Below are 23,923 nucleotides of genomic sequence, written 5' to 3'. Positions count from 1 at the left end.
AGAAGAGTTCTACACTCACAATTAGAACCCTCCTCAAAACATTCAAACGATTCTTTTACACAAGATTATTTAATTCCACCTCATTTAAACTACCAACAACAATATTTCCTTTATGTACAACGAAGCACTTCTCTGTTTGACGCGCTACCGCTTCAGCAGTACATGTTGCATTCGTCAAAACAAAACTCGCTTCATCTCCTACATTCGGCCATACTCGCTTCCCTTCATTGTTTAACGTTTCTTTTCCTCCCGTAATAAAGCGAAGGGCTTTTCCTAAAGACCTTTCGTCACTCCACCCAAAACGTTCCGCCAATCGATTTGCCTTTTGCAGCATATCGCCCGTTCCAAACGGTGACCAATGATCAGTAATACTATCATTTCCTAATGAAACTTTCACACCTTTTTTATCTAATAACGGAATTGGGATTACTTGTTTCCCAATTGGCACCGTTGAAGTAATATCAATGTTTAAAGCAGCTAGTCTTTCCGCCACTTCTTCAACTTCTTTATCCGTAACACCACCAAGTCCAAGTGCATGACTAATTGTTACGCGACCTTGCCATCCCGCTTCTTCTGTTAAACTTGCCAATCGCCTCATCGTAAACGTCCCAAGATTATTCGCATCATGCAGATGAATATCAACATCTGCATTAAATTCTACTGCGATATCCATAATGGTATGTAATGATCTTTCAATATCATTATCCACTGTAGCTGGATCCACTCCACCGACTAGATGCGCACCCATACGCATCGCATCTTTCACAAGTTGCACAGAATTACTGCGCAATAATCCATGTTGCGGAAAAGCAACGATTCTACCAGAAACCTGATTTTTATATGTTTCTAACGCCTCTAACGTCGCCTCCAAATTACCAAGTCCAATTACCGGATCAACATTACAATGCGTTCTAATATTCGTTGCACCATTTTGAAGCAATAACGCTAGCATATTTTCCGCCCTATCTTGAGCAGTTGCTAATTGCTTCGGCAAAATTTTCTCTTCTTCATTAAAACGCGTAAAAATATTCTCTGCTGGCATACATGCTTTCCAAGGACCACTATAATACGTCTTATCAATATGAATATGCATCTCTTCGAAAGCTGGCAAAATTAATAAACGCTTAGCATCAAGAATTAATACTCCTTCCTCTTGAACAGCCCCTGCTATCATTTTTTTAATTCGTCCATCTTCAATGAGTAAACTACATAACTCTGTTTCTGTTTGGGAAATTCTCCCCTCTTCATATGTATACCCTGATTCAAGCATTACATTAGTCAACCAATATACTGTCATCTCTATTTCCCCCACCCTTTATTAAAAGTTACCTCTTACTATAAGTTTAATATCAACTGAAAATTAAGACAATTAATACGACTGTTCCCTAAAAAAAATGTCATACAACCTCATAGTCTTCTCATAAATTTCCATATAGAATAGAAGTATATAGCTTGCTATAAAAAGGAGTGGATTGGAAGATGTCAAAAAGATTATGTAAATCCGAAACTGATAAACTGCTATTTGGTATATGCGGTGGTTTAGGGGAATATTTTGATATTAGCTCTACTCTCATTCGCATACTTTGGGTCATTGCTATTTTATGTTTTGGGACGGGGTTTTTAGTTTATTTTATTTGTTTATTACTTATGCCACGCTCTTACTAATAACATTCTTTCATCTATTTGAGCATAGCGTATAAAAAATCCCCTATAGATTTTTCTATAGGGGATTTTTTCATGAAGAATATTTCATCGTTAAATGTAATACTGCTACTTCATCTTCTTCATTTCTATAACTATGTTTTTTATTCGCTTCAAATTGAATAGAGTCAAACTCATTTAATTCGTATACATCGCTTTCTACTCGAATCGATACTTTCCCTTTCATTACTGTTACAAGCTCAATAGCACCTTCATGATGAGCTTCTGGTTCATATATACTATTCGACCTTAAACAAGCACGATGCATTTCCATCCCCGTTTCTTTCGTATAGCGGAACATCGTTTCTAAATGCCATGCTTGTCCTACATCTACTGCAAATCCTTCTCCGCAGCGCGCCACAGCTACAGGTTCTCCAACAACCATCAATCGCGATAAAGGAATCGATAACCCTTTCGTTATTTTCCAAATGACAGCTAACGTCGGATTCGTTTCGCCTCTTTCAATCTTTCCTAATGTTAATTTACTAACCCCAGTTTTTTGGGCTAATTCTTCTAAACTTAATTTTTGTTCATTTCGAATTTGTCTTAACAGCTGACCTACTTGCTGAATGACTTCTTTCGTTTGCATATCTTCATGTTCTTTCATCTATAAAACCACCTTGAAGTATAAAATAGTTTACTTTTATTATTTTTAAGTATATTATACTATACGTAATCATCAAATTCCGAAAGGAGTGCTATGCTTCATGCGCGCAATTTTATTAGGCCTTTTATCATCAGCCTTTTTTTCCGCAACCTTTATTATTAATCGAGCGATGAATGTATCTGGAACGAGCTGGGCCTGGACAGCTTCCTTCCGTTTTTTATTTGCTCTCCCTATTTTATTCCTTATCGTTTTATTTCGCAAAAACTTAAGGGGTTTATGGGAAGAATTAAAGAAACATCCATTAGCGTGGATCGGATGGGGTTCCGTTGCTGGTATTGGTTTCTATTCTTTATTAAGTTTCGCAGCTGTCTTTTCTCCAGCTTGGCTCGTTGCCGGAACTTGGCAAGTTACTATATTAGCAGGTTTACTTTTATCACCATTATTCTTCGTTAAAATAGAAACGAAATCAGGCACAAAACTTGTACGCGGAAAAATTCCACTTCGTAGTTTATATGTCGCATTATTTATTTTACTTGGTGTAATTTGTATGCAAGCGACTGCAGCAGGTCATATTACAATGACTCAGTTCATTTCAGGTTTTTTACCTGTCGTAGTAGCAGCCTTCTTATATCCATTCGGCAACCGAAAAATGATGGAACTTGTTGGCGGACGTCTTGATACGTTCCAACGTGTATTAGGAATGGCAATAGGAAGTCTACCTATAACAATTTTACTTGGTATATACGGATTTTCTACTACTGGTATTCCAACATCCAGCCAAATGTTGCAAGGATTTTTATTAGCATTATGTTCTGGCGTAATTGCAACGATGACATTTTTCTTTGCTACCGACTTAGCCAAAGATAACCTCGCTCTACTTGGAGCTGTTGAAGCAACGCAAGCTGGAACGATGGTCTTTACAGTGCTTGGCGAAATTGTTTTCTTGAATGGTTCATTTCCTGGTGGTCTTTCCCTACTTGGAATGATTATTATTATGTTAGGAATGGTTGCTAATAGCGTGTTAAACCGTTCTGCTCCAGTCGTTAAGCAGAAAAAAACTGCATAAAAAAGAGTATAGTTCTCTAACAAAGAACTATACTCTTTTTTTATTGTCCCCCTATTTCGCCTTATCAGAATAGTATTTCATTAGCTGTTTATACTAAAACCTATGTTATAATACGTTTCATGCGCAATATTAGGAGGTAAATTATGTTAAAAAAAGCAATCGCTGAATTTATTGGTACATTTGTGCTTGTATTATTCGGAACTGGAGTAGCTGTCATTGGCGGCGGAATTGAAGGAATTGGAACATTAGGAATCGCTATGGCTTTCGGTCTATCTATTGTAGCTATGGCATATAGCATCGGAACAATTTCTGGATGTCACATTAACCCAGCAGTATCAGTAGCTATGTTCATCAACAAAAGAATGAACGCTATGGAACTTTGTTATTATGTATTAGCTCAAATTTTAGGTGGTTTATTAGGAACTGCAACGTTAGTAACAATTTTAAAATCTGCTAAAACACCTTTAGATAATTTAGGACAAAATGGTTTTGGAACGCTTGGTTTATCTGGAGCATTTCTAGTTGAATTTATTTTAACTTTCGTATTCGTATTAGTGATCGTTGCTGTAACAGGTAAAAAAGGAAGCTCTTCTTTAGCTGGATTAGTAATTGGTTTCACATTAGTATTAGTTCACTTATTAGGAATTCCGTTAACTGGAACTTCTGTTAACCCAGCTCGTAGTATCGCACCAGCTTTATTCGCTGGCGGAGAAGCACTTTCTCAACTATGGGTATTCATCGTAGCACCAATTCTTGGTGGTATCGTAGCAGCTATTGTTGGTAAATTTATTTTAAATACTGAAAAATAGAATTTTCAATATTTCTGAATAAAAAAAGGCGAGCCCTCATTATGAGGTTGCTCGCTTTTTTACTCTTTCATTTTAGACTTTAAGTTTGTAACTAATTGATCTACCGTTACATTTGCAAGTACGTTTTCCATCGCTTCTTGCGCTTGCATTAAAATAATTTCTAATACTGATTGAATATTAGCTCCTACTGGACATTCAATGTTGGGATTTTCATGGAAGGAAAATAGTTGTCCTTCTTCTACAACTTCCACTGCTTTATATACATCAAGTAATGTAATTTCTTCTAAATCACGAGCAAGTGTCGTACCACCTTTACCAGCTTGTACATCAACAAGTCCTGCTCTCTTCAACATTCCTGTAATGCGACGAATCACAACTGGATTTGTATTCACACTACCAGCAATCCATTCAGAGGTACAGCGAGAGTTTCGATCTATCGCAAGTAATGTCAGCATATGAACACCTACTGTAAACCGACTACTAATCCCCATCTGCACACCCTCCTTTGTATTCATTCTATTAAAAGACGACTCTTATTATTATATACTATTTTTAATTTATACATAAAGAAAAAGCATGATTTCAATAGGAAATCATGCTTTTTCTCATTATTGACGCTTTATAAATTTCGCTAAATCTTTAAATTTCACTTTATCTGAGTAATTCATTACGCCGTTTACGTAAATGCGGCTTGCAAGTATATTGACGATAGCAATAGTCACCAATAAAATGACTAAAGTCACAATAATCTCTACAGTTCCTGCTTCACCAGCTACAAGCCTTGAAAATGTAACCATAGGTGTAAAGAATGGAATATATGAACTAACTACAGCTAATGTACTATTAGGATCAAATAGTGATTTAATACTAATGAAAAATGCTGCTATACCTAACATTGTAATTGGGAACGAAAGAGATTGTACATCCTCAATTTTTGATACAACAGCACCAACCGCTGCATATAACATTGCATATAGTAAGTAGCCCGTAACAAAATATACAACGAACATACTAATTACTACAGCATCCAATTTAGAAAAGTCTAATGCAAGTCCCACTAAAGATGCATTTTCTAAGTCTACCCAACCTAATAAATATGGTACAAGAAAACCGAATGAAGCAGTAATAAGTAATAGTAAAGCACTAGAAACAATTGCTAAAATTTTAGCATGTAGCATTGTTAATGGTTTTACTTTCGGAAGCATTAACTCCATAACACGAGACGACTTTTCAGATGCTATCGTCATCCCAATTGCAGTTCCAAACACAATAATAAACATATATAAAGCAAACGAGAATACATAGCCAATGCCAAAGGAAGATGCATGATCTTTTACCGCCTCTTGCTTTAACGGAATTTCCATCTGTAACTGTTTTGCTACTTCGGCAGATACATTATTTTTTTCAATCATTACCGCTGTATACTGTTCCTTTAAATAACTCGCCATAAGTGTAGCCATTGATTGGCTCGGAAAACCACTATACATATACGTTACTTCTGGAATACCATTCTTTTCTGTAATATGGAATAAACCGTCTAAATCGCCATCTTCTACTTGCTTACGTAGCTCATTAAACTTATCCTTATTTTCTACAGTTACTTTAGCAGACGGAAGTAACTTTGTTACATCACTTTCTTGTACTTTATACGTATCACTTTCAGTTACTACAGCAATTTTATCTTTTCCTTTATCATTATCAGCAGTGAAATGATTAAATGCGAAAAGCCCAAACACAACTAAAAATAAAATCGCACTCGTAATTAATGATTTTTTAGATAAAAATGCTTCTCTAAAATAAAATGAAAATACGTGAGAAAATTTACGCATCGTTATTTCGCCCTCTCTACAAAGATTTCATTTAACGTCGGCTCTAACATTTTAAATTGTCGTAAGGTAACACCTTGTTCTTGCAATTGTTGTAAAATCTTTAGAGCTTCTGCATCATCTTGTACTTGCACATAAAGAAGGCCTTGTTGTTTTTCATACGATACATGAATAGCTTCTAATCCCTTCTCATTCTCTTCTGTATCTTCAATCGTTAAATTGCGGAAACCGTATTCTTTTTTAATATCACTTAACTCGCCTTTTACGACTGCTTCGCCTTTTTTCAAAATACATACATGTTGGCAAAAAGCCTCTACTTGTTCCATACGATGACTAGATAAAATAATTGTCTTTCCGCTCTGTACTTGTTCTTCAATAATGCTAGCTAACATCCCAGCATTAACTGGATCCAGTCCACTAAATGGTTCATCTAAAATGAGAAGTTCAGGATTATGAAGAAGAGCAGCAATTAATTGGATTTTTTGCTGGTTCCCTTTTGAAAGCTCTCCTGCCGTTTTAAATTTATATTCCGGTATCGCTAATCGATCTAACCAATGATCAATAGCAAAATCTACTTCTTTTTTCGTCATTCCTTCTAATCTACCGAAATATCGCAACTGGTCTATTACTCTACTTTTCGTATATAAACCTCTTTCTTCTGGTAAATATCCAATCGTTACCCCACTAGTTCCAAATGATTTTCCATCCCATGTAATAGAGCCTTCATTAGGCGTTAATAATCCGAGAAGCATTTTGATTGTCGTAGTTTTTCCTGCACCATTTCGTCCAAGTAATCCTAACACTTCACCTTTTGGTAAAGAAATTTGCAAGCCGTTCACTGCTTTTGATTCCCCAAATAGTTTCGTTAAGTTTTGAATTTGTAAACTCAAAGTATAAAGCCTCCCCTTTAGTTTCATTCATACTCTCTTTCAAAGACTATGTTTATTCCGGATAAAATATAGCACTACACTTCATCCTCTTAGTATGTAACATCGTCTTAATCCATCATTTGTTCTATTTAGTTAAAATTGTAAATAATATCATGGTATTTGTCAATTATAATTGTCATTCCGACAATAAAACTTGTCAAAATGATTCCCATCATTTTTCTCATCTTTCTAATATAGGACATACTACTATATATACAAAAGACAATATGCAAATGTTCATATAAAAATATTATATTTTAATATATAATATAAAATGATTTTCTAACATCAAGGAGGATACATATGAAGATGAAGAGGGGCATTACCACTTTATTATCTGTAGCGGTTCTATCTACATCACTTGTAGCATGTTCAGGAACACCAGAGAAAACAGTGGCAAAAGAAGAAAAAGCAAAATTAACAGACCAGCAATTAATGGCTGATTTATGGTATCAAACAGCTGGTGAAACGAAAGCACTTTACTACCAAGGATACAACATCGGTCAATTAAAACTTGATGCAGTTCTTGCAAAAGGGACAGAGAAAAAACCTGCTATCGTACTTGATTTAGATGAAACGGTTTTAGACAACAGTCCTCATCAAGCAATGAGCGTAAAGACAGGAAAAGGCTATCCGTATAAATGGGATGACTGGATTAATAAGGCTGAAGCGGAAGCCCTTCCAGGTGCAATTGATTTCTTAAAATATACAGAATCTAAAGGTGTAGATATTTACTACATCTCAAACCGTAAAGCGAACCAACTAGATGCAACAATTAAAAATCTTGAACGTGTAGGTGCTCCTCAAGCAACGAAAGAACATATATTACTACAAGATCCGAAAGAAAAAGAAAAAGGAAAAGAAAAGCGCCGCGAACTCGTTTCTCAAACGCATGATATCGTCTTATTCTTCGGTGATAATTTATCTGATTTCACTGGTTTTGATGGAAAGTCTGTAAAGGATCGAAATCAAGCAGTCTCAGATTCAAAAGCACAATTTGGTGAAAAATTCATCATTTTCCCGAATCCAATGTACGGCGATTGGGAAGGCGCTTTATATGATTATGATTTCAAAAAGTCAGATGCAGAAAAAGATAAAATCCGTCGCGACAACTTAAAATCATTTGATGCAAAATAAAGAGGATGGCATTCGCCATCCTCTTTATTTTACCTTCTCTGTTAAAGGCAAGATAAACACTTCCACACGCCTATTCTTTGCCTTTCCTTCTTGTGTATCGTTTGGAGCAATTGAACGGTATTCTCCGTAACCAATCGCACTAAATTTTTCTGGTTGTAATTCTTTATTTTGGAGTAATACTTGCATAAAATTAACTGCACGCTGCGTACTTAATTCCCAGTTCGATGCAAACTGCGCATTGGCAATAGGAACATTATCCGTATGACCAGATACTGTAATCTCACGAGGTGACGCTGAAACAAGTAAGCTAGACATCTCTTTTGCAATCCCTAGTGATTCTAACTTCACATCTGCTTTCCCCGAATCAAACAGTATATTCTCTAATATTGTTACCATTAATCCCTTTTCAGTTAATTTAGTTTGAAAAGAAGAGGATAATTGTTTTTCATTAATATATTGATCAATCTTTTTTTGTAATGCTTTCAATTCATCCATCTCTTTTTTTTCTTTCGCTCTAGCTTCTTCTTGTTTTTTTGCTTGTTCTGCCTCAAGGCTGCTTGCTGATAACTCTGTCTCTTCATTCGGCTTCTGATCACTCAAAAATTCTTTATTTCCTGTTCCACCTGCTAGTTCACTTCTAAACGCTACTGCCATCTGTTTGAACTTCGCAGCATCTATACTACTCATTGCGAATAAAACGATAAACAATGCAAATAACAACGTTAACATATCAGAATAAGGGATTAACCAAGTTTCATCGATATGTTCTTCGTGTTTTTTCTTTTTGCCTCTTCGATTTTTTTTACTCCGCATTTTTTTCTGCTCCTTTTTCTAGCTTTTTACGCTCAGTTGCAGAAAGTGCACCTAAAATGCGGTTCTTCATAATAAACGGATATGTACCCTCTTGTAGCATTAATAAACAATCAATAATTAAACGTTTTTTCTCTAATTCAGCTGCAGATTTTTGCTTTAATTTATTTGCAAATGGATGCCATAATACATAGCCTGAAAAAATACCAAAAATCGTGGCAATAAATGCACCCGAAATAGCATGACCTAACTTTTCAATATCAGTTAAATTGCCAAGTGCAGCTACAAGACCAATAACAGCACCTAAAACTCCTAATGTCGGTGCATACGTACCAGCTTGAGAAAAAATTGCTGCTCCTTTTGCATGCCTTTCTTCAATTGCTTCTAATTCAGCTTCTAAAATCTGCTCTAAATCTTCTGCGGATACGCCATCAATCACAAATTTCATACCACGCAAAAGAAATTCATCTTGAATTTTGTCTAATTGTTGCTCTAAAGACAAAATACCATATTTTCTACTCTCCGATGTCCAATGAACAAATAATTCTAGCAACTGTTCATAACTTAAATCCTTTTTATTTGACCCAAAAAGAACTTTAAATAATTTTGGAACCCTTTTTAGTTGATTCATCGGAAATGCTATACATACTGCAGCAAATGTACCGATAAAAATAATTAATGCTGCGGCAGGATTCAATAAGGAATTTACGTCAGCGCCCTTGACGACCATCCCTACTACTACCGCTACAAATCCTAAAATAAGTCCAATAATTGTTGCAAAATCCATTCCCATTCACTCCTAGTCTATACAAGAAGTTCTTTATTCTCGATAATCGCTACATCTTCTTATGTATATATATTACATAAAAAATTCATTTCATGAAAGATAAGAAATGAATTAAATGAAAAAATACTACAATTTCACACATTTTCTGACATTTTCTTTGCATTTCTATTACGTTACGACTCTTATATTTCTTTTTCAGTAAACTAGACTTATAATAAAAAACGATACATATTTTATTAAGAAAGGAATGTGATTACAAGGTATCATGAAAAAGATAATCATTATTTCTGCCACTACTATTGTAATCGGTATCACTTCTTTCGCTTACTTTAGTTCTAAATCACCACTACAAAATGAGGCGAAAGCTGTCGAAAGTCAACAGCATAGTAATCACCAAAAAGAAGAGATTCCTGCTTTTCCAAAAGCTGATCATACTGCAAAGAAGCTAGAGAATGATTTTTCCGTTGTAACAAATCCAGAGTCTAACCTTGTCTTAGTTAATAAACATCGAAAACTACCAGACGGATACATACCTGAAGACTTAACAAGACCAAACGTACCATTTACTAGTCCAAAAGATAAAGAAAAGACATTGCTGCGTAAAGATGCTGCAGATGCGCTTGAAAATATGTTTGAAGCAGCAAAAAAAGAAGGACTGGAACTTACAGCTGTATCTGGTTATCGTTCATACAAACGCCAGAAATCATTACATGATACATACGTTAGACGTCAAGGAAAAGCTGAAGCTGATTCAGTAAGTGCCATTCCTGGTACGAGTGAACATCAAACTGGTTTAGCAATGGATATTAGTTCAAAATCTGCTAAATTCCAATTAGAACCTATTTTTGGAGAGACAGCCGAAGGAAAATGGGTTGCAAAACATGCCCATGAATTTGGCTTTGTCATTCGTTATTTAGAAGATAAAACAGAAACAACAGAATATTCATATGAACCGTGGCATTTGCGCTACGTTGGTAATCCATACGCTACATACATATATAAACATCATTTAACATTAGAAGAAGCAATGAAAGACAAAAAATAAGAGAGCAAATTGCTCTCTTATTTTTATTTCAATCTATCATTATAGTAATTTTTTCTTCCACTCTTCAGGCCATGGTTCGCCTCTTCCCGTTTTTTTCGATGCTTGAACCATCATTCCACGACCGACTAAACAAACTTCTCCTTCTGCATTCTTCACCATGTAATGCAAATCTAAAGAAGAATTCCCAACCGATCCCGCTTTTACATATACCTTCAACTGTTCATCAAAATATATTTGCTTAATAAAATTGCATTGTAAATCTGCAACAACGATCATCGTTTCTGAAGATTCATGCGTCCATTCTTGCATAAATCCAAGTTCTTTAAACAATGCGATACGCGCTTCTTCAAAATAGGTAAAGGCAATGACATTATTTACATGCCCAAACATATCTACTTCACCAAAACGAACTTTTACAGGATTGTAAAATGAAAAACCACTTTCCCATTGCTCAAAATCTTCAATATAAGAAATCCTCTTCATTATTCTCTCTCCTTTTCGCCTTTAAAATAAACAGAATAAACAGAAAAATAATGTTATAAATATTGCCTCTTCAACATGAAGAGGCAATATTTATTAATAGTTATTGTCGCTACCAAAGAAATCTTTGAACGATTGAATTGTTGTATCACGGTTTAATGCCGCAATTGAAGTTGTTAATGGAATACCCTTTGGACATGATTGCACACAGTTTTGAGAGTTACCACAGTTTGCAAGTCCTCCATCTCCCATAATTGCACGTAAGCGATCTGCTTTATGCATTTCACCCGTCGGATGTGAGTTGAATAAACGAGCTTGTGATAACGGTGCTGGTCCAATAAAGTCAGATTTACTATTTACGTTTGGACATGATTCTAAGCAAACACCACATGTCATACATTTTGAAAGCTCATAAGCCCATTGACGTTTCTTCTCAGGCATTCTTGGTCCTGGTCCTAAGTCATACGTACCATCAATTGGAATCCAAGCCTTAACGCGTTTTAGAGCGTTAAACATGCGACTACGGTCAACTTGTAAGTCACGTACAACCGGGAATGTCTTCATCGGCTTTAAGCGAATTGGTTGTTCTAACTGATCAATAAGAGCTGTACATGATTGACGTGGTTTTCCGTTAATCACCATCGAACATGCGCCACATACTTCCTCTAAACAGTTCATATCCCATGCAATCGGAGTCGTCTGGTTTCCTTTTGAATCAACAGGATTACGACGAATTTCCATCAGTGCCGAAATAATGTTCATATTTGGACGATATGGAATTTCAAACTCTTGGTCAAACTCTTGTGCATCTGGTCCATCTTGTCTCGTAATGATGAGGCGGATTGTTTTCTCAGACATGTTGCTTATCCCCCTTCTCTTCACCCTTAGAAGCTACATCATGTTTTGAGGAATAGTCACGTTTACGTGGTTTAATTAATGAAACATCCACTTCTTCGTAATGGAATGCTGGTGCTTTTCCTTCTCCCTCAAATTTCGCCATCGTAGTTTTTAAGAAGTTTGCATCATCACGATTTGGAAATTCTGGTTTGTAATGTGCTCCGCGGCTTTCATTACGGTTATATGCGCCAATTGTAATAACACGTGCTAACTCAAACATATTTGCAAGTTGGCGTGTAAATGAAGCACCTTGGTTACTCCATCTCGCTGTATCGTTAATGTTAATGCGTTTGTAACGCGCCATTAACTCTTCAATTTTCGCATCAGTTTCTAGTAGCTTTTTATTTTCACGAACTACTGTAACGTTATCTGTCATCCATTCTCCAAGCTCTTTATGAAGAACATATGCATTTTCGTTACCATCAAGCGTTAAAATATTGTTAAATTTCTCTGTTTCGATTAATTCATTTTGCTCATATACAGTAGATGAAACAGCATCAGATGATTTAGAAAGACCTTTCATATACTCAATCGCATTCGGTCCTGCTACCATACCACCGTAAATTGCTGATAATAGTGAGTTCGCCCCAAGGCGGTTACCACCGTGCATAGAATAATCACACTCACCTGCTGCAAATAAACCTGGAATACTTGTCATCTGCTTATAATCAACCCATAGTCCGCCCATTGAATAGTGAACTGCTGGGAAGATTTTCATTGGTAGTTTACGAGGATCATCACCTGTAAACTTCTCATAGATTTCAATAATTCCACCAAGTTTAATATCTAGTTCTTTCGGATCTTTATGAGAAAGATCTAAGTACACCATGTTTTCACCGTTAATACCTAATTTTTGCTCTACGCAAACGTCAAAGATTTCACGCGTTGCAATATCACGAGGTACAAGGTTTCCGTAAGCCGGATATTTTTCTTCTAGGAAGTACCATGGTTTACCATCTTTATATGTCCAAACACGGCCACCTTCACCACGTGCAGATTCACTCATAAGACGTAATTTATCGTCTCCAGGAATTGCCGTTGGATGAATTTGAATGAACTCGCCGTTTGCATAATATGCACCTTGTTGATATACAGCAGAAGCTGCTGTACCTGTATTAATAATAGAGTTAGTTGATTTTCCAAAGATGATACCAGGGCCCCCTGTTGCCATAATCACGGCATCAGCTTGAAAACTTTTAATCTCCATTGTTTGTAAATCTTGTGCAACGATTCCTCGGCACACACCTTCGTCATCAACAACAGCTCGTAAGAAATCCCAACCTTCATATTTCGTTACAAGTCCTGCTACTTCGTGACGACGTACTTGCTCATCTAATGCGTATAGTAATTGCTGTCCAGTTGTTGCACCAGCAAATGCTGTACGGTGATGTTGCGTTCCACCAAAACGACGGAAATCAAGAAGTCCTTCTTCCGTACGGTTGAACATAACACCCATACGGTCCATTAAATGAATGATACCAGGTGCTGCTTCACACATTGCTTTAACTGGCGGTTGGTTCGCTAAGAAGTCCCCACCATAAATTGTATCGTCAAAGTGGATCCATGGAGAATCCCCTTCACCTTTCGTATTTACGGCACCGTTAATTCCACCTTGGGCACATACAGAATGTGAACGTTTTACTGGTACTAAAGAAAATAGTTCAACATTTACTCCTGCTTCTGCCGCTTTAATCGTTGCCATTAAGCCGGCCAAGCCACCGCCGACTACTATAAGTTTCCCTTTCATGCTCTCCCACTCCTTACTGGTTTGCTAGCTGTGGATCGATGAACGCTAATAATGCACTCACACCTACATAAGATAGACCTAAGAAAATAGCTAATGTTACATAAGTAGAGATTCTTTGTGAACGTGGAGATACTGTAATTCCCCAGCTTATGCAGAATGTCCATAGTCCATTTGCAAAGTGGAAAATTGTTGAAACAACACCAACTAAGTAGAATGCAAACATAGCTGGATTGTTTAAAATATCTGCCATCATATCATAGTTTACCTCTTTACCTAACAATGCTTGAATACGAGTTTCCCAGACGTGCCAAGAAATGAAAATCAGTGTAACGATACCTGAAATTCTTTGGAAGACGAACATCCAGTTACGGAAATAACCGTAAGATACCGCATTGTTCTTAGCTGTAAATGCAATATATAAGCCATATATAGCATGGTACAGTATAGGTAAAAAGATGATGAAAATTTCTAGCGCATACCGGAATGGAAGGAGCTCCATAAAGCCTGCAGCTTTGTTAAAAGCCTCTGCTCCTCTTGTTGCAAAGTTGTTTACAATTAGATGTTGCGTCAAAAAGACACCAACCGGGATGACCCCCATTAATGAGTGCCACTTACGAAACGTATACTCGCGGCCTTTCATGTCCCCATTACCCCCTTGAATGTTTGACTGCTGTTTTCAGATTAATTTACAACAATAATGTTTTTTCACTATTGGCATAAGAAAAACTGAAAAAATTATTCGAAATATTTCAGCATAATTTGATAACAAGTTCATTTTACCCCTATTTTTGTCGAAGCGTCAAGAAAACGTATACATAATTTGCATATAATTTGCCAATTCTTTTTCCCTTCTTATATATTCAGATTTTCCCAAAGAAAAATCTGTTTTTATAAATGAGAAATGTTATATAATAATCCCTATAGAAAGAGGGGAATATTGTGAGTAAAAATACAATCGATACAACATCTTTAGAAGATGTTTCATTGAACGCCTTCGCTTATGAATTGCTACGTGAAGAATTACTACCTGATTTAATCGGTAACGATTTAGATGGTATTTTATACTGGTCTGGTAGAAACCTTGCAAGAAAATATCCACTAGAAACAATTGAAGAAGTCATTCAGTTCTTTGAAAAAGCTGGCTGGGGCACTTTAAGCATTATTGAACATAAGCGTCGTGAAATGCAGTTCCAACTTAAAGGCACACTCATCGCTGAACGTCAAAAACAAAACAGACATTCTTCTTATCAATTAGAAGCTGGATTCATCGCTGAACAAATTCAAAAGCAACGAAACGTCGTTGCAGAGTCCTATGAAGAAAAGAAAAAACGTTCAGACTCTATTACATTTCTTGTGAAATGGGATATAAAAGATCTCATTGAAGTGTAGCATTACCTACAGTCAACTAGACATATAAGTTTAGTTGACTTTTTTGTATTTTCATTCAGTTGTATTTATTTTAAATCTTCAGAAATTATACCAAAAAACAGAAGACGTTGTAAACTACAACGTCTTCTTATCTGTTAAATACGTATAAATTGTTTCCGCGACATTTTTCGGCATACCCGCTTCGACAAATTCAGCTAAAGAAGCTTCTTTCATCTTCTTTAATGAACCAAAATGTTTTAACAATACCTTTTTCCGTTTATCACCGATTCCTGGAATATCATCCAGTGCTGATTGAATGACAGATTTCCCGTGTAATTGACGATGGAATGTAATCGCAAATCGATGCACTTCATCTTGAATGCGCTGCAATAAATAAAATTCTTGGCTATTTCGCTCAAGCATCACAGGTTCAGGTGGATCTCCAATAATTAAATGGGAGGTTTTATGTTTGTCATCTTTTACAAGCCCTGCCATCGGAATATATAAACCGAGTTCGTTTTCTAGAACATCACTTACAGCTGCCAGATGCCCTTTTCCACCATCAATAATGATTAAATCTGGTAAAGGCAAACTCTCTTTCAGTGCCCTTGTATAACGGCGTCTCACAACTTCTCTCATAGACTCATAATCATCTGGTCCTTGAACCGTTTTAATTTTATATTTCCTATATTCTTTCTTAGCTGGTTTCCCATCGATAAAAGCAATCATTGCAGAAACAGGATTTGTCCCTTGAATATTTGAGTTATCAAACGCCTCAATACGATAAGGTGTTTCAATCCCGAGCTGCTTCCCTAAATGATCTACCGCTTTAATCGTTCGCTCTTCATCACGTTCAATTAAATAGAATTTCTCTTCAAGAGCAATTTTCGCATTTTTACTTGCTAATTCTACAAGATCTTTTTTCTTACCACGTTTCGGCTGTGTCGCTTCGACTTCTAAAAAGCGCTCTACTAACTCTGAGTCTATACTTCCTGGAACGACAATTTCCTTCGGCTTAAAATGACTGCTGTTCTCATAAAATTGACCGATAAACGTTAAAAATCCCTCTTCTGGTTCATCGTAGATTGGAAACATAGAAACATCACGTTCAATTAGCTTTCCTTTTCGAACGAAGAAAACTTGAACACACATCCAACCTTTATCAACTGCATACCCAAACACATCACGATCCACTAAGTCACTCATAATCATCTTTTGTTTTTCCATAATCGCATCGATATGAGCAATTTGATCACGTAACTCTTTTGCACGTTCAAATTCTAGTTTCTCTGAAGCTTCATACATCTTTGTTTCTAATTCTGAACGAACTTCTTTATGCCCACCATTTAAAAACTTAATAATTTCATCTACAATTTCTTTGTTTTGTTCTTCCGTCACTTCTTTCACACAAGGTGCTAAACATTGACCCATATGATAATATAAACAAACTTTATCGGGCATATTTGAGCACTTACGAAGCGGATACATACGATCTAGCAGTTTTTTCGTTTCATGAGCTGATTGTGCATTCGGATAAGGGCCAAAATACTTTCCCTTATCCTTTTTTACATTTCGCGTAATAAGTAATCGCGGCTGTTTCTCAGCTGTAATTTTAATAAAAGGATATGTTTTATCATCTTTTAATTGAATATTATATTTTGGATCATGTTTTTTTATTAAGTTTAACTCTAAAATGAGAGCCTCTAAATTTGAGGAGGTTACAATATATTCAAAATCTACAATTTCTCCTACAAGCCGCAATGTTTTTCCATCATGCGAACCAGTAAAGTACGAGCGCACACGATTTTTAAGCACTTTTGCCTTTCCGACATATATAACCGTTCCTTGCTTATCTTTCATTAAATAACAACCAGGTTGATCTGGTAAAATAGCCAATTTTTCTTTTAAATGTTCGTGCACTCGTTACCCTCCATTTCTACATGCTTAGCATCTTTATTTTCACATGAAAACATACTATGCCAAAACACCCAACATACGTTCCTTTATTGTAACGGAAAGGTGTAAAAAAGGAAAATAAAAAAGGCTACCAAATGGTAGCCCTTTATTTTAGAAGTGTTTAGAAACTAATTCTACTAACGCTTCTTTCGGTTTGTAACCTAACGCTTGATCAACTACTTTACCGTCTTTTAATACGAAAAGAGCTGGAATGCTCATTACTTCGAATTGACGAGCAGTTTCTTGGTTTTCATCCACGTCTACTTTTACTACTTTTACTTTTTCGCCTAATTCTGCATCAATTTCCTCTAATACAGGAGCGATCATTTTACAAGGTCCACACCAAGGTGCCCAGAAATCTAATAATACAACACCTTCGCTAGTTTCAGCTGCGAAGCTTTGGTCATTTGCATTTACAATTGCCATTTTATTTCCTCCTTCAAGTATATTCTACCAAGAGTATATCATTAACTTATATACGTGGCGAATAATATGTATCGTTATGTATTGTAACAAAAAAGTGTTCCTTTATACTATATAAAAATACGGAGTAAATACTAAAAAGATGAGAGACAGGGGATCTCTCACCTTTTCTATATATAGGGGTACTTCACTTGGAACTCAAGGGTACTCAAATCATGAATGTACTTTTAACTTTTTAAACTCTTCTGTTAAAAGAGGTAAGACTTCAAATAGATCGCCAACAATACCATAGTCAGCTACTTTGAAGATACTTGCTTCTGGGTCTTTATTAATCGCAACGATTATTTTTGAGTTAGACATACCAGCTAAATGCTGAATCGCACCAGAAATACCGCATGCAATGTATAAGTCTGGCGTAACAACTTTACCAGTTTGACCAATTTGTAATGAGTAATCGCAATACTCAGCGTCACAAGCACCACGAGATGCTCCAACAGCGCCGCCTAATACGTCAGCTAACTCTTTTAATGGCTTGAATCCTTCTTCACTCTTCACACCGCGTCCACCAGCGATAATAACTTTCGCTTCAGAAAGGTCAACACCTTCTGCCGTCTTACGGACGACATCTTGAATAATTGTACGTAAATCTTTCACATCTACTGTAATAGAAGACACGTCACCACTGCGAGACTCATCTTTTTCAAGTGTCGCAATGTTATTTGGACGCACTGTCGCAAATAAGATACCGTCTGTTACAATCTTCTTCTCAAACGCTTTACCAGAGTAAATTGGACGAGTAAAGATAACATTTCCACCTTCAACTTCTAAAGCAGTTACGTCAGAAACTAGACCAGCTTCAAGCTTCGCTGCTAATTTTGGTGATAAATCTTTACCAAGTGCTGTATGTCCAAATACAATACCTTCTGGCTTTTCTTCAGCATATACAGCTGAAAATGCTTGTGCATAACCATCAGATGTATATGATTTTAATTTATCATTTTCAACTGTCACAACGCGATCTGCACCGTAATGAATCAATTCATTTGCAAAAGAGGCAACGCTGTCTCCAACTAGAAGACCTACTACTTCACCGCCTTCTGCAATTGTTTTTGCTGCTGCTACCGCTTCAAACGAAACGTTACGTAGCGATCCATCACGAACCTCACCCATTACTAATACTTTACGAGCCATAGATTTTCCCTCCTGCATATATAATTTCGTATTTTATTAGATTACTTTCGCTTCTGTATGGAGCAACGATACAAGTTCTTTTACTTGATCTTGCAGCTCGCCTTGTAACACTTTTCCTGCATCTTTCTTAGGAGGCAAATAGATTTCAATTGTTTTTGTCTTTGCTTCCACATCATCTTCTTCTAAATCTAAATCATCTAATTCTACTTCTTCTAGTGGCTTTTTCTTCGCTTTCATAATACCTGGAAGCGATGGATAACGAGGTTCATTTAAACCTTGTTGTGCTGTTACTAAAACTGGCAATGAAGTTTCAATCACTTCCGTATCACCTTCAACATCACGCTCAATCTTCACGCTTGTACCGTCAATTTCAATTTTTGTAATTGTCGTTACGTACGGAATATTTAACGCTTCTGCTACGCGTGGACCAACTTGTCCAGATGCACCATCAATTGCAACGTTCCCGCCTAAAATTAAATCTGCACCTTTATCTTTTAAATATTCAGCAAGTACTTTTGCTGTCGTGAACTGGTCACCATTTTCCACATCATCTTCAATATTAATTAATACAGCTTTATCGCAGCCCATCGCTAATGCCGTACGAAGTTCTTTCTCACTATCTTCGCCACCGACTGTTACAACAGTAACTTCGCCACCTTGTGCGTCTCTTACTTGAATTGCTTCTTCAATCGCATATTCGTCGTAAGGGTTGATGATGAATTCCGCTTCGCCATCGTAAATTGCACCGTTTTTAATTACGATTTTTTCTTCTGTATCAAATGTTCGTTTCATGAGTACGTAGATGTTCATTCCATTTACCCCCTTGTTTTTCAGAAAGATTCTATCAATTTTAATTTTCTGTTAATTTATATTAAAAAAATAATTGAACTACCTGCCACTAAATGAAGGCTTACGTTTTTCTAAAAACGCTGCTACACCTTCTCTTCCATCTTCACCCGTAAATACTTCACCAAAGATTTGAGCTTCGCGTTGTACACCTTCATAATAATGAGACGATTTCGTCGTTTGCAATAACTCTAGTACAGCACGAGTCGTCGCTGGGCTTTTTCCAGCAATCTGTTTTGCAACTTTAAGCGTATCATCTAAAAATGTTTCTTCAGCAAAAACTCCGTTAACAAGTCCCCATTTTAATGCTTCTGCACCAGTAATCGGTGTACTTGTTAACATCATTTCACAAGCTTTCGCTTTCCCAACATAACGTGGTAATCGCTGTGTACCTGCAAATCCAGGAATTAATCCAAGTGTTAATTCAGGTAACCCAAGTTTTGCACTTTCAGTTGCAAAGCGCATGTGGCAAGACATAGCAAACTCAAGGCCGCCGCCAAGTGCCGCTCCATGAATTGCCGCGATAACTGGTTTTGAACATTTTTCAACACGCTCAAACGTAACTTGTCCAAGCTGCGCTAATTCTGTCGCTTGCTTCGCTTCAGTAACAGATGTAAATTCTTTAATATCTGCTCCCGCCGAGAAAAAGCGCCCTTCACCGTGAATAACAACAACACGAATGTTATCATCCTTCTCCACTTGATCAATTAATTCAGTAACGTCATGCATAACTTGTGAAGACATCGCGTTTGCCGGCGCATGATTTAATGTCGCCACCGCGATATGATCTTCAACTCTTACAGATAGGAATTTCAACATGATCCCTCCCATTATTGACGATAACCACAAGCTGCAATAAGTAGCCCATGTACCGTTTTTGAAAGTGCGACCAGATCATACTTATGATCGCTCATTACCCAATTGGTCACAACTTCATCTACTGTTCCAAAGATCATTTGTCTTGCCACGCGAACATTTAAATCCGCTTGGAATTCACCTTGCTTTATACCTGTCTCTAAAATCTCATCCATAACTTGTAAGTAGCCTTTTAATACTTCATTTATTTTCAGGCGTAAGTCTTGATTGGACTGTCTTAGCTCTAATTGCGTAACGATAGCAAGAGGATCATTTTGTGATAACAGCAAGAAGTGCGTTTCTACCAACATGAATAACTTCGATACAGCGCTTTCAATTCCTGCTGTTTTTTGACGAATTGTTTCGACAAAATCTCCCATCTTCTCTTGAAATAAGGATATTAATATATCTTCTTTATTTTTAAAATATAAATAAATCGTGCCATCAGCTACCCCAGCTTGCTTTGCTATTTTAGAAACTTGCGCTTGGTGGTACCCATTCTCCGCAATCACAATGACTGCCGCATCAATAATTTGATTGTATTTCGGTCTATTTTTTTTCACTTTACTGTCCCCTTCAAGAAGATGACTGAATGAATAGTCATTCATATTCTTATAATACTGACTATTTAGAAAAGTGTCAATCCTATTTTTTCAAAAAGAAAGGGCCTTAGCCCGTTTGCTCATCCTCATTTTTTCTTTTCTCTTCATCTATTAGGACACGGCGTAAAATTTTTCCAACTGTCGTTTTCGGTAATTCATCTCTAAACTCATATACTTTCGGCACTTTATAAGCCGCTAAATATTTACGCGCAAACTGGTTTAATTCTTCCTCAGAACACTCCGCACCTTCTTTTAACACAACAAATGCTTTAACCGTCTCTCCCCGGTACGGATCGGGAATTCCAATCGTCACCACTTCTTGCACTTTTTCATGCTCATATAATACTTCTTCTACTTCACGAGGATACACATTAAATCCACTCGCAACAATCATATCTTTCTTACGATCTTTCACATAGAAAAATCCATCTTCATCCATGTAACCAACATCCCCTGTATGAAGCCATCCGTCTTGTAATACAGCTGCTGTTTCTTCTGGCTTATTCCAATACCCTTTCATAATTTGAGGACCCTTTACAACAATTTCACCAAGTTCACCCGGAGGTAAAGCCTCTCCAGTTTCAAGTGACATAATGTTTGCCTCTGTATCTGGCCACGGCACACCTATACTTCCTGGCACGCGTTTTTCCCACAAAAAATTCCCATGTGTAACTGGCGACGACTCCGTTAATCCATAACCTTCTACCAATTTTCCACCTGTAACTCTCTCAAACTCTTCCTGTACTTCTACAGGAAGCGGGGCAGATCCACTAATACAAGCTTGAATAGAAGAAATATCATATTCTTTTAAGAGGGGACTATTTAATAGAGCAATATAAATGGTCGGTGCCCCTGGAAATAGTGTCACTTTATGTTTTTTTATCGCTTCAAAAACCATTTTCATATCAAACTTCGGAATCAGCACCATTTTATATCCTTGCATAATACTTAAATTCATTACAGCTGTCATCCCATACACATGAAAGAACGGAAGGACGCCAAGAATTACTTCTTCTCCTTCTTTACAATTATATAGCCAATGAGCTCCCATTAACGTGTTCGAAACAAGGTTTTTATGCGTCAACATAACGCCTTTCGGAAACCCAGTTGTTCCTCCTGTGTACTGTAAAAGGGCTAGATCATTTTCAGGATCACAAGGAACTTCAACATTAACATTACTTTCTCGTTCTACTGATTTCCATAGATGAATCGTTTCGCTTTCCGACACATTCACAACAAGATTTGCCTGCTTTTTTTGTACAAATGGATAAAGTAAATTTTTAGGGAAGGGTAAAAAGTCCGCAATCCGAGTTACGATAATATGTTCAATTTTTGTAGCAGATTGAACATTCGTTACTCTCGGAAACACTAAATCGAGACAAAGAATTACTTTTGCTCCCGAGTCATGAAGCTGGTATTCTAATTCTCTTTCTGTATATAGTGGATTTGTTTGTACTACGATACCTCCCGCAAGTAATGTACCATAATAACCAATTACAGATTGCGGACAGTTCGGCAACATAATAGCAACTCGATCACCCTTTTCCACACCGAGCTTTTGAAGATAATTTGCAAACCTCTTCACCTTATCATGAAAGTCTGAAAATGTAATATCCTTCCCTAAAAAGTGAAGCGCTTTCTTTTCTGGGTAACAGGAAGCCACCCGTTCCACATATCCATGAAGCGGCTGAATATCATAAGAAATCGTACTTGGAATTTCTTCTGGATAACTTTTCAACCATGGTTTTTCCACCTTCATTCCCCCTTCAAATACATAAAAATAAATGAATGTTCATTCATGATGGTTGTTTTCATTATATTATAGTCGCCATAACGTTACAATCATAATATTCTGACTTTTATATAACTATGCTTCACTCCATTAACTTCTTATTATATGTATAAACTCTCCTAATCTTAAAAGAATAAGAGAGTTATTATTTAGCTTAACCTTATTATCGTTAACACAGCTCCTGGTGTAGTTGTTGATAACGTTGCAACAGCTAACAAACCAAATAGTTGCAAACTAATAGCATCTCCTGCTGCAAGAGTTGTAATGATTGTTGCGCTAAATGATGTGGTTGCTACAGCAGGAGAATTGATTGTTCCAGCAAGTGGTGCTCCATTAATTGTAATCCGTGAACTAACTAATAATGAAGCTGTTATATTAATCGAATATGAAATATAATAATTTCCAGCATTTGCAACCGTAAATACTGTATTCCCCCCGGAAACCGTAATACCTGGACCGATATTTTGATTATTCGGAAGCGGGACATTCGTTCCACCAAGAAGTACCGATATCGCTGTTCCTGACGTATTATTTGCAAATGCATACGTCGCCGTGATACTTGTACCTGTAGCCCCGGTTGCCCCCGTTGGACCCGTCGCTCCTGTTGGACCTGTTGCTCCTGTTATTCCCGTCGCTCCCGTTGGACCTGTTGCTCCTGTTGCTCCCGTTGCTCCTGTTGGACCCGTCGCTCCTGTTGGACCTGTTACTCCCGTTGGGCCTGTTGCTCCTGTTATTCCCGTCGCTCCCGTTGCTCCCGTTGCTCCCGTTGCTCCCGTTGCTCCCGTTGCTCCCGTTGCTCCTGTTATTCCCGTTGCTCCTGTTATTCCCGTTGCTCCTGTTGGACCCGTCGCTCCTGTTGGACCTGTTACTCCCGTTGGGCCTGTTGGGCCTGTTGGGCCTGTTACTCCCGTCGCTCCTGTTATTCCTGTTACTCCCGTCGCTCCTGTTGCTCCTGTTATTCCCGTTGCTCCTGTTGCTCCCGTTGCTCCCGTTGCTCCTGTTATTCCCGTTGCTCCTGTTATTCCCGTTGCTCCTGTTGGACCCGTCGC

General features: G+C 37.1%; 25 protein-coding genes. 6 read left to right on the top strand and 19 right to left on the bottom strand.

Annotated elements, in window-relative coordinates; genetic code table 11:
- Positions 1-55: 55 nt before the first annotated feature.
- Positions 56-1,297, bottom strand: coding sequence for an amidohydrolase family protein (locus MKO96_RS19505; protein ID WP_240588400.1), 1,242 nt, complete (start codon positions 1,295-1,297; stop codon positions 56-58).
- Positions 1,298-1,479: 182 nt separating this feature from the next.
- Between MKO96_RS19505 and MKO96_RS19500 the strand changes: the two genes are divergently transcribed.
- On the top strand, positions 1,480-1,665 hold the full coding sequence (locus tag MKO96_RS19500; RefSeq protein ID WP_240588399.1) for a PspC domain-containing protein: 186 nt from the start codon (positions 1,480-1,482) through the stop codon (positions 1,663-1,665).
- A gap of 70 nt (positions 1,666-1,735) precedes the next feature.
- Here MKO96_RS19500 and MKO96_RS19495 read toward each other — a convergent pair whose 3' ends face one another.
- A complete protein-coding gene (locus MKO96_RS19495; RefSeq protein WP_240588398.1) occupies positions 1,736-2,308 on the bottom strand; it encodes a helix-turn-helix domain-containing protein in 573 nt (190 codons plus the stop codon).
- Between the two features lie 100 nt (positions 2,309-2,408).
- Here MKO96_RS19495 and MKO96_RS19490 point away from each other — a divergent pair, with 100 nt between their 5' ends.
- A complete protein-coding gene (locus MKO96_RS19490; protein WP_087982224.1) occupies positions 2,409-3,374 on the top strand; it encodes a DMT family transporter in 966 nt (321 codons plus the stop codon).
- Positions 3,375-3,517: 143 nt separating this feature from the next.
- Positions 3,518-4,183, top strand: coding sequence for an MIP/aquaporin family protein (locus tag MKO96_RS19485; RefSeq protein ID WP_060632441.1), 666 nt, complete (start codon positions 3,518-3,520; stop codon positions 4,181-4,183).
- Between the two features lie 59 nt (positions 4,184-4,242).
- On the opposite strand, the gene MKO96_RS19480 is transcribed toward MKO96_RS19485, so the two are convergent.
- The 3 genes from MKO96_RS19480 to MKO96_RS19470 all read right to left on the bottom strand — a co-directional run bounded on the left by MKO96_RS19480 (position 4,243) and on the right by MKO96_RS19470 (position 6,899).
- Positions 4,243-4,674 carry an Rrf2 family transcriptional regulator gene (locus MKO96_RS19480; RefSeq protein ID WP_000512998.1) on the bottom strand — a complete coding sequence of 144 codons (432 nt, stop codon included), beginning with the start codon at positions 4,672-4,674 and terminating at the stop codon, positions 4,243-4,245.
- 117 nt (positions 4,675-4,791) lie between these two features.
- Entirely contained in the window at positions 4,792-6,012 is a 1,221-nt protein-coding gene (locus MKO96_RS19475) for an ABC transporter permease (protein ID WP_240588397.1), read from the bottom strand.
- Between the two features lie 2 nt (positions 6,013-6,014).
- A complete protein-coding gene (locus MKO96_RS19470; RefSeq protein ID WP_240588396.1) occupies positions 6,015-6,899 on the bottom strand; it encodes an ABC transporter ATP-binding protein in 885 nt (294 codons plus the stop codon).
- 342 nt (positions 6,900-7,241) lie between these two features.
- On the opposite strand from MKO96_RS19470, the gene MKO96_RS19465 reads away from it, so the two are divergent.
- Positions 7,242-8,075: a 5'-nucleotidase, lipoprotein e(P4) family gene (locus MKO96_RS19465; RefSeq protein WP_240588395.1), complete on the top strand. Its 834-nt coding sequence runs from the start codon at positions 7,242-7,244 to the stop codon at positions 8,073-8,075.
- Between the two features lie 24 nt (positions 8,076-8,099).
- Here MKO96_RS19465 and motB read toward each other — a convergent pair whose 3' ends face one another.
- Both motB and motA read right to left on the bottom strand, forming a co-directional pair.
- Complete coding sequence (motB, locus tag MKO96_RS19460; protein WP_087982232.1) at positions 8,100-8,888, bottom strand: flagellar motor protein MotB; 789 nt, start codon at positions 8,886-8,888, stop codon at positions 8,100-8,102.
- Entirely contained in the window at positions 8,878-9,672 is a 795-nt protein-coding gene (gene motA, locus MKO96_RS19455; RefSeq protein WP_000344855.1) for a flagellar motor stator protein MotA, read from the bottom strand. The genes motB and motA overlap by 11 nt, the downstream gene beginning before the upstream one ends.
- Positions 9,673-9,937: 265 nt before the next feature.
- Here motA and MKO96_RS19450 point away from each other — a divergent pair, with 265 nt between their 5' ends.
- The gene (locus tag MKO96_RS19450) at positions 9,938-10,717 is read left to right on the top strand and encodes a M15 family metallopeptidase (protein WP_048541274.1); all 780 of its coding nucleotides are present in this window, start codon (positions 9,938-9,940) and stop codon (positions 10,715-10,717) included.
- Between the two features lie 39 nt (positions 10,718-10,756).
- On the opposite strand, the gene MKO96_RS19445 is transcribed toward MKO96_RS19450, so the two are convergent.
- The 4 genes from MKO96_RS19445 to sdhC all read right to left on the bottom strand — a co-directional run bounded on the left by MKO96_RS19445 (position 10,757) and on the right by sdhC (position 14,481).
- The gene (locus tag MKO96_RS19445) at positions 10,757-11,200 is read right to left on the bottom strand and encodes an acyl-CoA thioesterase (RefSeq protein ID WP_087982234.1); all 444 of its coding nucleotides are present in this window, start codon (positions 11,198-11,200) and stop codon (positions 10,757-10,759) included.
- 93 nt (positions 11,201-11,293) lie between these two features.
- On the bottom strand, positions 11,294-12,055 hold the full coding sequence (gene sdhB / locus MKO96_RS19440) for a succinate dehydrogenase iron-sulfur subunit (RefSeq protein ID WP_001291830.1): 762 nt from the start codon (positions 12,053-12,055) through the stop codon (positions 11,294-11,296).
- Complete coding sequence (gene sdhA, locus MKO96_RS19435; RefSeq protein WP_097916585.1) at positions 12,048-13,841, bottom strand: succinate dehydrogenase flavoprotein subunit; 1,794 nt, start codon at positions 13,839-13,841, stop codon at positions 12,048-12,050. The genes sdhB and sdhA overlap by 8 nt, the downstream gene beginning before the upstream one ends.
- A gap of 13 nt (positions 13,842-13,854) precedes the next feature.
- Complete coding sequence (sdhC, locus tag MKO96_RS19430) at positions 13,855-14,481, bottom strand: succinate dehydrogenase cytochrome B558 (protein ID WP_000678353.1); 627 nt, start codon at positions 14,479-14,481, stop codon at positions 13,855-13,857.
- Positions 14,482-14,780: 299 nt separating this feature from the next.
- Between sdhC and MKO96_RS19425 the strand changes: the two genes are divergently transcribed.
- Positions 14,781-15,230 carry a YslB family protein gene (locus MKO96_RS19425; protein WP_000042225.1) on the top strand — a complete coding sequence of 150 codons (450 nt, stop codon included), beginning with the start codon at positions 14,781-14,783 and terminating at the stop codon, positions 15,228-15,230.
- 114 nt (positions 15,231-15,344) lie between these two features.
- Here the strand turns inward: MKO96_RS19425 and uvrC are convergent, their stop codons facing one another.
- The 8 genes from uvrC to MKO96_RS19385 form a co-directional block, all read right to left on the bottom strand.
- Complete coding sequence (uvrC, locus tag MKO96_RS19420; RefSeq protein WP_240588394.1) at positions 15,345-17,129, bottom strand: excinuclease ABC subunit C; 1,785 nt, start codon at positions 17,127-17,129, stop codon at positions 15,345-15,347.
- Positions 17,130-17,276: 147 nt separating this feature from the next.
- The gene (gene trxA / locus MKO96_RS19415; RefSeq protein WP_001018943.1) at positions 17,277-17,591 is read right to left on the bottom strand and encodes a thioredoxin; all 315 of its coding nucleotides are present in this window, start codon (positions 17,589-17,591) and stop codon (positions 17,277-17,279) included.
- Between the two features lie 210 nt (positions 17,592-17,801).
- Complete coding sequence (etfA, locus tag MKO96_RS19410) at positions 17,802-18,779, bottom strand: electron transfer flavoprotein subunit alpha (RefSeq protein ID WP_000101968.1); 978 nt, start codon at positions 18,777-18,779, stop codon at positions 17,802-17,804.
- 36 nt (positions 18,780-18,815) lie between these two features.
- Entirely contained in the window at positions 18,816-19,589 is a 774-nt protein-coding gene (gene etfB, locus MKO96_RS19405; protein ID WP_240588393.1) for an electron transfer flavoprotein subunit beta/FixA family protein, read from the bottom strand.
- 78 nt (positions 19,590-19,667) lie between these two features.
- On the bottom strand, positions 19,668-20,444 hold the full coding sequence (locus tag MKO96_RS19400) for an enoyl-CoA hydratase (protein ID WP_000911294.1): 777 nt from the start codon (positions 20,442-20,444) through the stop codon (positions 19,668-19,670).
- An 11-nt stretch (positions 20,445-20,455) separates the two neighbouring features.
- Positions 20,456-21,043, bottom strand: coding sequence for a fatty acid metabolism transcriptional regulator FadR (locus MKO96_RS19395; protein ID WP_000742213.1), 588 nt, complete (start codon positions 21,041-21,043; stop codon positions 20,456-20,458).
- A gap of 106 nt (positions 21,044-21,149) precedes the next feature.
- Positions 21,150-22,835: a long-chain-fatty-acid--CoA ligase gene (locus MKO96_RS19390; protein ID WP_240588392.1), complete on the bottom strand. Its 1,686-nt coding sequence runs from the start codon at positions 22,833-22,835 to the stop codon at positions 21,150-21,152.
- 188 nt (positions 22,836-23,023) lie between these two features.
- Positions 23,024-23,923, bottom strand: a 900-nt coding sequence (locus tag MKO96_RS19385; protein ID WP_483298329.1) for a BclA C-terminal domain-containing protein, incomplete at its 5' end; no start/stop codon positions are given.

This window comes from Bacillus sp. ES1-5, from assembly GCF_022487605.1.
In the GTDB taxonomy this organism is placed as follows: Bacteria; Bacillota; Bacilli; order Bacillales; family Bacillaceae_G; genus Bacillus_A; species Bacillus_A wiedmannii.
The sequence above is the reverse complement of the archived record's forward strand: the minus strand, read 5'-3'. Positions and strand labels throughout refer to the sequence as shown.